The 12,747-nt window shown below is 71.5% G+C and carries 14 protein-coding genes; 7 read left to right on the top strand and 7 right to left on the bottom strand.

All coding sequences use genetic code 11. From position 1 onward, the window contains the following. Positions 1-159: 159 nt before the first annotated feature. Positions 160-1,521, bottom strand: coding sequence for a DUF3152 domain-containing protein (locus J7E88_RS07720; RefSeq protein ID WP_215178630.1), 1,362 nt, complete (start codon positions 1,519-1,521; stop codon positions 160-162). Between the two features lie 8 nt (positions 1,522-1,529). Continuing rightward, a complete protein-coding gene (locus J7E88_RS07715) occupies positions 1,530-2,495 on the bottom strand; it encodes an alpha/beta fold hydrolase (RefSeq protein ID WP_215178628.1) in 966 nt (321 codons plus the stop codon). A 136-nt stretch (positions 2,496-2,631) separates the two neighbouring features. Between J7E88_RS07715 and J7E88_RS07710 the strand changes: the two genes are divergently transcribed. The 4 genes from J7E88_RS07710 (at position 2,632) to J7E88_RS07695 (ending at position 4,656) form a co-directional block, all read left to right on the top strand. Further along, complete coding sequence (locus tag J7E88_RS07710; protein WP_215178626.1) at positions 2,632-2,850, top strand: hypothetical protein; 219 nt, start codon at positions 2,632-2,634, stop codon at positions 2,848-2,850. Between the two features lie 183 nt (positions 2,851-3,033). Then, positions 3,034-3,690, top strand: a complete 657-nt coding sequence (locus J7E88_RS07705; protein WP_215178624.1) for a TetR/AcrR family transcriptional regulator — start codon at positions 3,034-3,036, stop codon at positions 3,688-3,690. A 119-nt stretch (positions 3,691-3,809) separates the two neighbouring features. Continuing rightward, complete coding sequence (locus tag J7E88_RS07700) at positions 3,810-4,037, top strand: DUF3107 domain-containing protein (protein WP_215178622.1); 228 nt, start codon at positions 3,810-3,812, stop codon at positions 4,035-4,037. Between the two features lie 349 nt (positions 4,038-4,386). After that, complete coding sequence (locus J7E88_RS07695) at positions 4,387-4,656, top strand: hypothetical protein (RefSeq protein ID WP_215178620.1); 270 nt, start codon at positions 4,387-4,389, stop codon at positions 4,654-4,656. Positions 4,657-4,870: 214 nt separating this feature from the next. On the opposite strand, the gene J7E88_RS07690 is transcribed toward J7E88_RS07695, so the two are convergent. Beyond that, positions 4,871-5,596, bottom strand: coding sequence for a ferritin-like fold-containing protein (locus J7E88_RS07690; RefSeq protein WP_215178618.1), 726 nt, complete (start codon positions 5,594-5,596; stop codon positions 4,871-4,873). Positions 5,597-5,853: 257 nt separating this feature from the next. On the opposite strand from J7E88_RS07690, the gene J7E88_RS07685 reads away from it, so the two are divergent. After that, positions 5,854-8,058 carry a DEAD/DEAH box helicase gene (locus tag J7E88_RS07685; RefSeq protein WP_215178617.1) on the top strand — a complete coding sequence of 735 codons (2,205 nt, stop codon included), beginning with the start codon at positions 5,854-5,856 and terminating at the stop codon, positions 8,056-8,058. A gap of 174 nt (positions 8,059-8,232) precedes the next feature. Then, positions 8,233-9,093 (top strand): alpha/beta fold hydrolase, encoded by an 861-nt coding sequence (locus J7E88_RS07680; protein WP_215178616.1) that lies wholly within the window; start codon positions 8,233-8,235, stop codon positions 9,091-9,093. Positions 9,094-9,138: 45 nt separating this feature from the next. Here the strand turns inward: J7E88_RS07680 and J7E88_RS07675 are convergent, their stop codons facing one another. After that, positions 9,139-10,038: an NYN domain-containing protein gene (locus J7E88_RS07675; RefSeq protein WP_215178615.1), complete on the bottom strand. Its 900-nt coding sequence runs from the start codon at positions 10,036-10,038 to the stop codon at positions 9,139-9,141. A gap of 175 nt (positions 10,039-10,213) precedes the next feature. On the opposite strand from J7E88_RS07675, the gene J7E88_RS07670 reads away from it, so the two are divergent. Continuing rightward, positions 10,214-10,366: a hypothetical protein gene (locus J7E88_RS07670; protein ID WP_177150633.1), complete on the top strand. Its 153-nt coding sequence runs from the start codon at positions 10,214-10,216 to the stop codon at positions 10,364-10,366. A 73-nt stretch (positions 10,367-10,439) separates the two neighbouring features. Here the strand turns inward: J7E88_RS07670 and J7E88_RS07665 are convergent, their stop codons facing one another. The 3 genes from J7E88_RS07665 to J7E88_RS07655 all read right to left on the bottom strand — a co-directional run bounded on the left by J7E88_RS07665 (position 10,440) and on the right by J7E88_RS07655 (position 12,739). After that, on the bottom strand, positions 10,440-11,045 hold the full coding sequence (locus tag J7E88_RS07665) for a MarC family protein (RefSeq protein ID WP_215178614.1): 606 nt from the start codon (positions 11,043-11,045) through the stop codon (positions 10,440-10,442). A gap of 45 nt (positions 11,046-11,090) precedes the next feature. Continuing rightward, positions 11,091-11,954 carry a PHP domain-containing protein gene (locus tag J7E88_RS07660; RefSeq protein WP_215178613.1) on the bottom strand — a complete coding sequence of 288 codons (864 nt, stop codon included), beginning with the start codon at positions 11,952-11,954 and terminating at the stop codon, positions 11,091-11,093. Positions 11,955-12,100: 146 nt separating this feature from the next. Beyond that, on the bottom strand, positions 12,101-12,739 hold the full coding sequence (locus tag J7E88_RS07655; protein WP_215178612.1) for a DUF6758 family protein: 639 nt from the start codon (positions 12,737-12,739) through the stop codon (positions 12,101-12,103). Positions 12,740-12,747: the final 8 nt, after the last annotated feature.

The following is a 12,747-nucleotide window of genomic DNA, read 5'->3' as shown; positions in this document are numbered from 1 at the left end:
CGCACCACCGGAAGGGGTGAATGCACGTAACTTTCGCACCCAGGTAGCGTTCTGTCGCGCTACAGTACCGTTTCGTTACGCAGAGTCATGCTGCGGCCAGTCCGAGGCGGGCCTCGATGACCGCTCGGCGCGGCCCCGTATAGCCGCTCCGGCGCGGGCTCACTCGCCGGGGTGCACCCAGGGGTTCGCCTTGCACGCGATACCACCGATGTCCAGCGACTTCGTCTGCTGCTGCATCACGGGCGCCAGGGCTCCCGGCGTCCGGCAGTTCACATGGTTGTGCCCGAGCCGGTGGCCGACCTCGTGGTTGATCAGCATCTGCCGGTAGGCGAGCATCGCCTCCGGTCCGTACGTCTCGGCACCCTGCGCCCACCGGAAGGCGTTGATCATCACGCGCTCGGTCGACGCCGAGTCGCAGGAGACGTTGTCGACGGTCGTGTCCAGACCGGACTTGGCGCACCAGGTGGCGGTGGTGCCGGGGCTCGCCAGGGTGATGACGAACTCGGGCCGGCCCGAGGAGATCCGCTCGAAGGTCATGGCCCCACCGTGGGCCCAGCTCCGCTCGTCGTTCAGCGTCTGCTGGACGGCCCGGGCGAACAGGCCCTGATCCAGGCCGAGCCCCTTCTCGACGTCGATGCGGTAGCGGACCGTGCGCCCCTTGCCGGGCGCCTTGTCGAATCCTGGCACCGCCTCGAAGTCCCCGGACGCCTGCAAGTCGGGGTCGATGGGGAACTGCCGGGCCATCAGCTGCTCGTACGTCGGAGCCGCGCGAGGCGGCGCCGCCTCCTGCGGCGCCGCCGGCCTGCCGTCGGACCGGCCCGGGCGCTCCTGCACGGCGGCGCGGTCCTGTTCCGTCGACCGGGAGCCGACGCTGCCGCTGTGGTCGGCGGCCACCTGCCCGGCGACGACGACCGCAAGGACGGTGATCACGGCGGCGGCCGCGACACCGGTGAACGTGCGCCCCTTGCCGCCCTTGGCCGGCTGCTCCTCCGCCTCGTCCCCGGCGTCGTCCGCCTCACTGTCGACACCGGTCCCGGGCGGCCTGCCGTGACCGCCGTCCTGGTCGGAGTCGTGCGGACCGGATGCGTAAGGGTCCGAGTCGTACGAACCGGTGGCGTACGGATCGGATGCGTACGCAACGGATGCGTACGGATCATCGGCCGGGGCGCCCGCCGGTGCGTCGAAGGCCTCGATGAACTCACGGCGCGGGCCCGGTATCCGCGGCCCGCCCACCGTCGTGCGGGGCGGCGCGGTCCGTACCTGCTGCCCCGCACCCGTCTGCCAGTCGCCCCAGCCGCCGCCGGCCTCGTGGTGCTCGGGATGCCCGCCCCTGGCCGGACCCCCGAGGGGGCCGGTGGCGGAGGTGTGCTGCTCGGGACCGGGACCACGACCCGGGCCTGCGGCCCTGCGCCGGCCGTTCCCGGAGGAGGCCGCGGCGTCCCGCTCGCCGGACACCGGCCCGGGTGCGCCCCCGGTGCCGGCGCCCTTGGCTGCGGGGCCCTTGCGGCTGTGTCGTCCCACGCCCCGGATCAGCTCCTATTGCAGTCGTCGAGCAGTTCCCGGAATGCCTGGGCGACCGTCTCCGGGTACTCCATCATCGCAACGTGCCCGGCGGCCGGGAGCGTCAGCAGCCGGGAGTCCCGGAACGTCGCTGCCGCCTTGCGCGCCATACGGTACGAGACGAGACGGTCCTTGCGCCCGTAGACGAGCAGGGTCGGCGCGAGCACACGCTCCGCCTGACGCCACAGCCCGTGCTGTCCCCCGAGGGTGTACGCGTCCACGATTCCGCGCGCCGACCTGGCCATCGCGTCCCAGAAGTACGGAAGGCGCATGCGCCGCTCCATCTCCTCGACCGCGTGGCGCAGCGCCTCCTCCGTCACCCGTGCGGGGTCCCCGTAGCAGAGCCCGAGTACCCCGCGCGTGCGCTGTTCGGCGCCCCATTCCTTCGTCAGCCGCGCGAAGAGCAGAGCCACGCCGGGCAGGGCGAGCAGCGCGGTCGGCACGGCGGAGCGCTGGACGCGGAGCTCGGGAAGTGCGGGCGAGACGAGGGTGAGCGTGCGCACGAGGTCGGGACGGACGGCCGCCACCCGGGTGCACACGGCGCCGCCGAGCGAGTTGGCGATCAGATGGACGGGGCCGCGTCCGCTCGCGTCAAGGAAGCGGATGACCGCTCTGGCGTGTCCGGTGACCGAGTAATTGCCGTCGTCCGGCGGCGGCGAGTCGCCGAATCCGGGCAGGTCGATCGCCTCCCCGTCCACGGCGTCCCCGAGGAGCGCCATCAGTGCCGACCAGTTCTGCGAGGAGCCGCCGAGGCCGTGCACATACAGCGCGGGCGGCAGCCCGGCGGTGGCCGGCGGGCGGGACCGGACGGTCAGGGTGAGGCCGGGCAGGGTGACGGAGCGCAGCTCCTCGCCCTCGGCGACATGAACCGTCGCGACCTTGGGGGCCACCGCGGCATTGGCGGCGGCGGTTCCCGGCAGCTCGGTCGAAGACATGCGGGCAATGTTACGAGACGATCACGCCCTGACTCGTGTGTTCGGTGTCACAGATCCAGCACGTACCGCGTAGCGCCCGCGATCGGGAACTCCTAGGCTCGTACTAAAGGGCGCATTCCAGGGAAAGCGGTGCGGTATGACAGTCGATCCCACAGAACCGGAAACCTTCACCGAGGACGACGACACCGCCACGAACGACACGGAGGTCCCCGAGGCCGACGCCGCCGAGCAGCACACCGATATACGCCAGGAACGAGACGATCCGGTGAACCGGTCCGAACCGGACGCCGCGAACGAGGCTGACGCGGCCGAACAGGCACGTGTCGTGACGCTCGACGAGGACGACTACCGGTGACCTGCCGCGCTTGCCGCTGGTATGTCCCCGTATTGCCCCCGAACAGGCAGCTTCCGTGACCGTCCGGTCCGTGAAATTCTGCGTCCGCACCACGCGCACCGTCGTTACCCAAAAGTACGATGGCGGGCGCGGCGCACAGCGCATACGGAAGAACTGTGCTTGTTCAACACATTGGGAGGCGGCGTGACAGCCATCGAGCAGACAGAGGCGGCGCGCCCGCGGGGCACGCGCCTGCCACGCCGAGCCCGCAGGAACCAGCTCCTGGGCGCGGCCCAGGAGGTTTTCGTGGCTCAGGGGTACCACTCGGCCGCCATGGACGACATCGCCGAGCGGGCCGGCGTCAGCAAGCCCGTGCTCTACCAGCACTTCCCCGGAAAGCTGGAGCTCTACCTGGCGCTGCTGGACCAGCACTGCGAGTCGCTGCTCCAGGCGGTCCGTACGGCGCTCGCCTCGACGACGGACAACAAACTGCGCGTGGCGGCCACGATGGACGCCTACTTCGCGTATGTCGAGGACGAAGGCGGCGCGTTCCGGCTGGTGTTCGAGTCCGACCTGACGAACGAGCCCGCGGTCCGCGAGCGCGTGGAGCGGGTGTCACTGCAGTGCGCGGAGGCCATCTCCGACGTGATCGCCGAGGACACCGGTCTGTCCAAGGACGAATCCATGCTGCTGGCCGTGGGCCTCGGCGGCGTCTCCCAGGTCGTCGCGCGGTACTGGCTCTCCAGCGGCTCCCGGATCCCGCGGGACACGGCGGTGCAGCTGCTCACGTCCCTGGCATGGCGCGGTATCGCGGGCTTCCCGCTGCACGGCAGTGAGCAGCACACGGCCGAACAGCACTGAGCACTGTTCGCTCCTGGCGTTGTCCACCCGCGCCTGCCGCGTCCGGTCTCCGGGCTAATGTGTGCTGCGTACAGCGCGTTGATCGCGCAACGCAACTGACCGTTCGGAGGGACATAGCCGTGGAGGTCAAGATCGGCGTGCAGCACGCGCCCCGGGAGATCGTTCTGGAGAGCGGGCAGTCCGCCGAGGAGGTCGAGCGCGCGGTGAGCGATGCGCTGGCCGGCAAGGCGCAACTGCTCAGCCTGACGGACGAGAAGGGCCGCAAGGTCCTGGTGCCGGCCGACCGTCTCGCCTACGTCGAGATCGGCGAGACGACGGCGCGGCGTGTGGGGTTCGGCGCCCTGTAGGCACGTCCCGACACGGGCGCCCGGGCGGCGCGGCAGCATCACATAGGGTGAGGGCCCGGCGGTTTCCCGCCGGGCCCTCACCCATGTCCACCGCGCTGCCGGAACTGATCGGCCCATCCCATGTCCGGTCACCCCTGCCCTGGCCCAGGCCCTGCCCCTGGCCCCGAGAAACCCACCACCGCCCGCAACCACCAACGGCCCCGCCCTGTCGAACCACGGCCGCGTAAGGCGGGGATGCCAGTTCAGAGCCCGCTTTCGCCCACTCAGCGAGGGTTGTGCTCCGCTGCCCCGGGGTAGTACGGGCTACGACCGTCCCCTGCCCGCGCCGGTTTCCGTGAGGTGATCAGCAGTGCTTCTGGAAGCGCTCGGTTCCGTCCTGATCGGCTTGGCCCTGTCCTGGGCCGCGACGCGTCATCTCGCCGAACGTCTCCCGTCCCGCCGGGCGGTCTTCACCACGGGCACGCTGGGCGCACTGTTCGGTGCCTATGTGACGCACGTGGCGATCGGCCCCGGCCATGAGACGGCGACGCTGATCGGCTCCGCGGCGATCGCAGCCGTGCTGCTCTCTCTGCTGCTGCGCCCCTCGTCGCGCAGACTGCACCGCGCGCTCCCTTTCTGAAGGGCGAAGACGACCGGCCGGGCCCGAAGGAGCGGCCGGACGAGGACGAACGGCCGCATGAGAATGAGCGGCCGCACGAGAAGGAGCGGCCGGACAAGAGACTCCGCCGCTACCGGCGGCGCTGAGGTGAGGGCGCAGGACGTCCGGCCGGACCGGCCCCCGAAGGTCCCGGCCGGCCGGCTTCCGTGCTCCGTGCTCCGTGCTCCGTGAACGGTCAGGCGGCCAGCCCCAGGGCCGCCATCCGCTTGGTGTGCGCCTTGGTGATCCGGGAGAACATCTCGCCGACCGCGGCAAGGTCGAAGCCGTCCGCCACACCGCCCACGAGCATCGTGGAGAGCGCGTCGCGCTCCGCGACGACCCGCTGCGCCTGGGACAGCGCCTCACCCATCAGCCGCCGCGCCCACAGGGCGAGCCGACCGCCCACCCGCGGGTCGGCCTCGATCGCGGCGCGCACCTTCTCGACGGCGAAGTTGCCGTGACCGGTGTCGTCGAGCACGGCCAGCACCAGCGCGCGGGTGTCGCTGTCCAGGCGGGCCGCCACCTCGCGGTAGAAGTCGCTGGCGATCGAGTCGCCGACATACGCCTTGACCAGGCCCTCCAGCCAGTCCGACGGCGCGGTCTGGCGGTGGAAGTCGTCCAGCGCCTGGGCGAACGGCTCCATCGAGGCCGTCGGCTCGGCCTCGATGGCCGTCAGCCGGTCCCGCAGCTGCTCGAAGTGGTGGAACTCCGCGGAGGCCATCTTCGCCAGCTCCGCCTTGTCGCCGAGCGTCGGCGCGAGCTTCGCGTCCTCGGCGAGCCGCTCGAAGGCCGCCAGCTCGCCGTACGCGAGCGCGCCCAGCAAGTCCACGACGGCTGCGCGGTACTGGGGGTCTGCGGACGCCGTGGCCCAGTCCTGGGCGGCGATCCCGGTATGTTCAGTGGCGTTGTCAGGCGTCTCCATGGAGCGCACAATAGCCCGCCCGCCGATCGGGGGAAGGGCCTGGTCAGCCGTGCCCCGGGCACACTTCCCGTGAACTGTCCCGACACACATGCGCGAATCCGGGGTACAGTGGTAATGCGCCTGCTGAGCATCAGCGTTATTTTCCTCTGCTCAGTGGGCCGTCTGATGAATGAGGATGCCCGGTCGGTGGCCCGATCGGCTCCGACCCGACCGCCCTCCACGCGGATGATGCGCACACCAGGTGCGTACGACCGCAGATGAGGGTCCCCTCCAGCGGCACGACGCTCGAGCGACGGCAGTGGTCCCGCGCCATCCAGCCAATCCACGGCCGGCCCAGTACCCAGGTGCGGTACGACCCCCAGCGTTCGCCTCGCGCCGCGTCTCACAGAAGAGGCAACACCCTGACTACGCAGCCCATGACTTTCCGGGATCTCGGGATCCTCCCCGAGACCGCCGAAGCCCTCGAGGCCGTCGGCATCGTTTCCCCCTTCCCCATCCAGGAGATGACGCTCCCCGTCGCGCTCTCCGGCACCGACGTCATCGGCCAGGCCAAGACCGGCACCGGCAAGACTCTCGGTTTCGGCCTGCCCCTGCTGGAGCGCGTCACCGTCCCCGCGGACGTCGAGGCCGGCCGGGCCAGGCCCGAGGAGCTGACGGACGCGCCGCAGGCGCTCGTCGTCGTCCCCACCCGCGAGCTGTGCACGCAGGTCACCAACGACCTGCTGACCGCCGGCAAGGTGCGTAACGTCCGCGTGCTCGCCATCTACGGCGGCCGGGCGTACGAGCCCCAGGTCGAGGCGCTCAAGAAGGGCGTCGACGTGATCGTCGGCACCCCCGGGCGTCTGCTGGACCTCGCGGGCCAGAAGAAGCTCGACCTCTCGCACGTCCGCGCGCTGGTCCTCGACGAGGCCGACGAGATGCTCGACCTGGGCTTCCTGCCCGACGTCGAGAAGATCATCAAGCTGCTGCCCGCGCGCCGCCAGACGATGCTGTTCTCGGCGACCATGCCGGGTGCGGTCATCGGCCTCGCCCGCCGCTACATGTCGCAGCCCACGCACATCCGCGCGACCGCGCCGGACGACGAGGGCGCGACCGTCGCCAACATCACGCAGCGCGTCTACCGCGCGCACTCCATGGACAAGCCGGAGATGGTCTCCCGCATCCTGCAGGCCGAGGGCCGCGGGCTGGCGATGATCTTCTGCCGTACGAAGCGCACCGCCGCCGACATCGCCGACCAGCTGGCCCAGCGCGGCTTCGCGTCCGGCGCCGTCCACGGTGACCTGGGCCAGGGCGCGCGTGAGCAGGCGCTGCGGGCCTTCCGCAACGGCAAGGTGGACGTGCTCGTGTGCACCGACGTCGCCGCGCGCGGCATCGACGTCGAGGGCGTGACGCACGTCATCAACTACCAGTCGCCGGAGGACGAGAAGACCTACCTCCACCGCATCGGCCGCACCGGCCGCGCGGGCGCCAGCGGCATCGCCGTGACGCTGGTCGACTGGGACGACATCCCGCGCTGGCAGCTGATCAACAAGGCGCTGGACCTGAAGTTCCCCGACCCGGCCGAGACGTACTCCACGTCCGCGCACCTGTTCGAGGAGCTGAACATCCCGGCGGGCACCAAGGGCGTCCTGCCGCGCGCCGACCGCACCCGCGCGGGCCTCGCGGCGGAGGAGCTCGAGGACCTGGGCGAGACGGGCGGCCGCGGCCGCCGGTCCGCGGGCACGGCCACGGCCACGGCCACGGCCGTGCGCGAGGAGCGTCCGGCGCGCACGCCGCGTCAGCGCCGCCGCACGCGCGGTGGGTCCGAGCTGACCGCACCCTCGGTGCCGGAGCAGGCCACCAGCTCCGGCGAGGAGCCGACGGAGCCGCGCACGCCGCGCCGGCGTCGCCGCACCCGGCCGGGCGCGCAGGCGTCACCCGAGGCGACGGCCGTGATGGACCAGGTCGAGACCGTCGAGACCGTCGTCGAGACGGAAGAGGCTCCTCGTCGGGCGCGTCGCCGGACGCGAGCGGCGCAGGAGACCGAGGCGCCGGTGTCGTCCGTGGCCACGGAGACCGAGGCGGCCCCGGAGGCTGTGGAGTCCGCGGAGGAGAAGCCGCGCCGTCGCCGCACGCGCGCTGCGAAGCCCGAGGCCGAGCAGGCGGCCGTCACGGTCGCCGTTGAGGAGCCGGAGGCGGAGCCCAAGCCGCGCCGCACCCGCACACGCGCTGCCAAGGCCGTCGAGCCCGCCGACGCCGTCGAGCCCGAGGCCAAGCCCCGCCGCACCCGCGCCACCAAGGCGGTCGAGACCGTCGACGCCGCGGAAGGCACCGAGCCGGAGGCCAAGCCCCGCCGCACCCGTACGCGCAAGGCGGCGGAACCCAAGGCCGCCGCAGTGGCTGCGCCCGAGGCGGAGGCGGAGCCCAAGCCGCGCCGCACCCGCACACGCGCTGCCAAGGCCGTGGCGCAGCCGGAGAGCTGACGCTGTTCCCGCGCCGATGGCCCGGCCCCACTGGGGGCCGGGCCATCGGCGTTTTCCGCGCCCGCCGCCCCCGCATTCACCAGGCCCTGAACCCCTACCGCCGCCGCCGGGGCATCCGACACCCACAGGGTGCCGGGCACCGCCCCGCGAGCCCGCCGCGTTAGCCTCGTGCGCATGAGCCGGCCGCCCACCTTCGTACCGCCGCCCTGCGCCCGTTCCCTGCGCCTGCCCACCGCACGCGGGGACTTCGCCGTGCTCGACGCCCGGCCGCCCACTGGGAACGTGCGCGGCACCGCGCTGCTGCTGCCCGGATACACCGGGAGCAAGGAAGACTTCATCGCCATGCTCGAGCCGCTCGCCGAAGCCGGTTACCGGGCTGTCGCGGTCGACGGGCGCGGGCAGTACGAGACCGACGGGCCGAACGACCAAGGCGCTTACGCACAGAGCGAGTTGGCCCATGACGTGCTGGCCCAGGCCGCGGCCGCGGGCGGGCGTGTGCATCTCGTCGGGCATTCGCTCGGCGGGCAGATCGCCCGTGCCGCCGTGCTCCTGGACGCCTCTCCGTTCCTCTCGCTGACCCTGATGTCCTCCGGCCCGGCCGAGATCAGCCCGGCGCAGCGGCAGCGGGTCGAGCTGCTGGCCGACGCTCTCGGGGTCATGACGATGGACGAGGTCTGGTCGGCCATGCAGGCCATGGACGCGGCCGCTCCGGAGGACTTCGACGCGGTACGCAACGGTCACCGCGAGGATCTGCGGCGGCGCTGGCTTCGCCATAATCCCGCCCAACTGCTGGTCACCGGGCAGCAGCTGGCCGCCGAGCCCGACCGGATCGACGAACTCGCATCGGTGCGGCCGCTGCCCAAGCATGTGCTGTCGGGAGAGCGGGACGACACCTGGCCCGTACCGCTGCTGGACGAGATGGCTCGGCGGCTCGGCGCGCACCGGACCGTCGTCCAGGGTGCCGAGCACTCCCCGAACACCGACCGCCCCCGGGAGACCGCGCAGGCCCTGGTGCGGTTCTGGGACCGCCACTGAGGACACCGCTGAGGACCGTCAGAGCCCTCGCTCGGCGGGACGTGGTCAGAACTGGGACTGCAGGTGCTGCCAGAAGCCGTCCCGCAGCGCACGCCGCAGGACCGCGTGTCCGCGCAGCGACCGCTGGAGCAGCCGTTCCGCTTCGATCAGCAGGTCCTGGTCCACCGGACCGGGCAGATAGGGCTGACCGGGCAGCAGCTCGGACATCGCGGCGATCCCCCGCTCCCCCAGCCATGTCGCGGCGATCTGCGCACCGATGAAGCGGACCTCGTCGCGGGAGGGCGGCGGAGTGCCCTCGTTCTCGTACGTCGTGACGGGCCGGCGCGTGATGTAGGGGCGGCAGAAGTCGAGATCGAACGTCCGCCGGCTGTCGACCTCCCAGAGCAGCGGCTCCGCCTGGTTGCTGCCTTCTGCGGCCTCGATGCCCCACAGGTGGACCCGTGCGCCGTACCCCTGGGCCGCCTCGACGGCCGACACGAGGTCCTCGTCGCCCCCGATGAGAGCCGCGTCGCTGATGGCGCGGTGCCGGGCGAGGGACTCCAGGTCGGAGCGGATGAGGGAGTCGACGCCCTTCTGCTGGTTGTTCGCGTTGAGGTTGCCGAGGCGCACTTTGACGTCGGGCAGTTCGGCGATGGACTGCTGCTCGGCGGTGTGGATGCGCCGCCGGGCGCCGTCGTACCAGTACACGCGCAGCAGTCGGCTGTCGGCGAAGATCGTGCGGGCCCGGTCGATGAAGGCCTCGATCATGCCCTCGGCGTCCAGGTCGAAGGAGCGCCGGTCCTCGGTGCCCGCAACCAGCAACCCGGCCGCAGCATAGACGTAACCGGCGTCGACGAAGATGGCGTGTGTCGAGGGGGTCTTGGCAACTTCGGCGAGCATCCGCTGCAGGAGCTCATTGGTGCGCTCCAGGCGGTCGGCGATCGGGGTGGTGTCGGCGTCGTTCATACGGTGCTCATTGTCCGTGCCCCGAGCGCTACCCGCCAGTAGTTAGGCATCCGAAAAATTTCCTTAGCGTAGGGAATGTTTGCAGGATGCATCGCGTTGTGGACCTGTGTACCCAGACGGAGAATTCCGTCTGTCAGCAGTTCTCCTTCAGGAGGATCAGACGAAGGGAGAAGCCGTGCGCTTCGAGATCATGCGACTGGACGACGTCGACGGCACCGCCGTGGACAGCACCGTCGTGGACGCCGCCTCCGTCAACCGGATCGTGCAGCAGGCCGCTTCGATCGGCCAGCGCATCCTCATCCGGCCTGCCGAGACCTCGGCTTCGTAGCCCTTACGAGCCCCTACCCTCCGCGCCCCCGTACGACCTCCGTACGGGGGCGCGCTGCGTCAGGCGTCAGGCGTCAGGCGCCCTGGATCACCTGGGTGACGCCGTTGATGATCTGCTGCACGGCGATCGCGGAGAGCATCATGCCCGCGAGCCGGGTCACGAGCACGACACCGCCGTCCTTGATCAGGCGGATGATCAGCAGCGAGTAGCGCATGGTCAGCCAGAGCACGACGTGCATCGCGACGATCGCCGCCCAGACCGAGAGCTGCTCGCCCGGGCTCTGCGCGTGCTGGACCGCCAGGATGACCGAGACGATCGCGCCCGGGCCGGCGAGCAGCGGCATGCCGAGCGGGACCAGGGCGACGTTGACGTCCTTGGTCTGCTTGGGCTCGTCGGTCTTGCCTGTCAGCAGGTCGAGCGCGATCAGCAGCAGGAGCAGCCCGCCGGCGATCATCAGCGCCGGCACGGAGACATGCAGATAGTCCAGGATCTGCTGACCGAGGATGCCGAAGACGGTGATCACGCCGAAGGCGACGGCCACGGCCTGCCAGGCCATCCGGCGCTGCACCTTGGCGGCGCGTCCGGAGGTCAGGGCGAGGAAGATCGGTGTGATCCCGGGGGGATCCATGATGACGAAAAGGGTGAGGAAGAGGGAGCCGAAAACGGCAGCGTCGAACACGGTGAAGGGCCTTGCGGGAGAGGGGTGTACGAGGGTCGGCGGGTCCTACGGGCGCGTTCCGCCCGTACCCGGCACCGGGAACGCGCCCGTGGCGCGGCGGGTGATCTCGCCGTAGATCTCCGGGTCGGTGGTGTACTCGCCGAGCCGGCAGGTCTTGCGGCTGCCGTGGTAGTCGCTGGAGCCGGTCGTCAGCAGACCGAGCTCCCCGGCGAGGCCGCGCAGCCGCGTACGCGTCGCCTCGTCGTGGTCCATGTGGTCGACCTCGATGCCGTCCAGGCCGTGTGCGGCCAGTTCGGCGATGACGCTCTCGGGCACGGTGCGGCCGCGCTTGACGGCGAGCGGATGCGCGAAAACGGTGACCCCGCCGGCGGCCTTGACGAGGCGTATCGCCGTGAAGGGATCGAGCTCGTGCTTCTCGACGTACGCCCGGCCGCCGTCCGCGAGCCAGTCCGGCGTGAACGCGTCCGAGACGGTGCCCACGACGCCGAGCTCGACGAGGGCCTCGGCGACGTGCGGGCGGCCGACGGAGCCGTCACCAGCGATACGGGCGACCTGCGCCCACTCGACGGGGACGCCGAGCTCCTGGAGCTTGCCGACCATGGCCCGGGCGCGCGGCACGCGGTCGTCCCGTACGAGCTCACGCTCCCGCAGCAGGTCGGGCTCCGCCGCGTCGAAGAGGTACGCCAGCATGTGCAGGCCCACACCGTCGAGGCGGCAGGACAGCTCGGCGCCCGTGACGAGGGTCAGGCCCTCGGGGAGGGCGGCGAGGGCGTCGGCGTGGCCGCGGGTGGTGTCGTGGTCGGTGAGGGCGACGACATCCAGCCCGGCAGCGGCGGCGCTGCGCACCAGCTCGGCCGGGGTGTCCGTACCGTCCGAGGCCGTGGAGTGGGTGTGCAGGTCGATGCGCACGCGTGGCTCCGGGGCTCGGGCGGACAGGGGACGATCCAGGATAACCGGCCCGCAGCCCCTCTCGGCGCCATGCGCGTAAGCCGGGCTTCCCCGCACGGCCCCTTACAGGGCTCGACGGCGAGGCACCGACGGCAGTACGCGGACGCCTACGACAACAGTCGCGGCGACAGCGCTCCGCAGGGCAGCAGCTCCACCTCGGCACCCGCGTCGCGCAGGTCCGTCAGCACCAGCTCGTCGTACATCAGCAGCCCGGACTGCTCGGGCCAGACGACGGCCCACAGCCACAACCCCCGCGCCTCACCGGCGAACACGGCGCGATCCTCCGGGGCGGCCGCCACATGCCACAGCGGGGTGGGGCGGCCGGCGGCCAGCATCTTGACCTGCGGCGACATGTCCACCCTGATGTGCGGGCCAGGATCGGGGCCGTCGATGCCCGCATACCGCGCGCCGAGCCCGACGCCCAATTCCTCGGCGATGAGCAGCAGTTCACCGATGCCGCCGAGCGGTCCGGGGCCCGAGCATGCAACGGCGGTGGCGCGGCCGCCACTGCGGTCGTCGCCCGCATAGGCGACGCCCGTGAACAGCCAGCCGACCGGCAGCGGCCAGGGCATCCACACGGGGACCTGCGCGCGGTGCACCACGACACCGAGGGCTTCGACACTGGGCGGGATCACCGGCTGCAGCGGGTGCACGGCGCCGTGCACAGCGCACTGCCAGGAGTCGGCAAAGAGACCGGGCGCCCTCACCCGGCCACCGCACTTCGGGCAACTGGGTTCGCCCCTCATAGGGCTCA

It is taken from the genome of Streptomyces sp. ISL-10 (genome assembly GCF_018614575.1).
Lineage (GTDB): Bacteria > Actinomycetota > Actinomycetes > Streptomycetales > Streptomycetaceae > Streptomyces.
The sequence above is the reverse complement of the archived record's forward strand: the minus strand, read 5'-3'. Positions and strand labels throughout refer to the sequence as shown.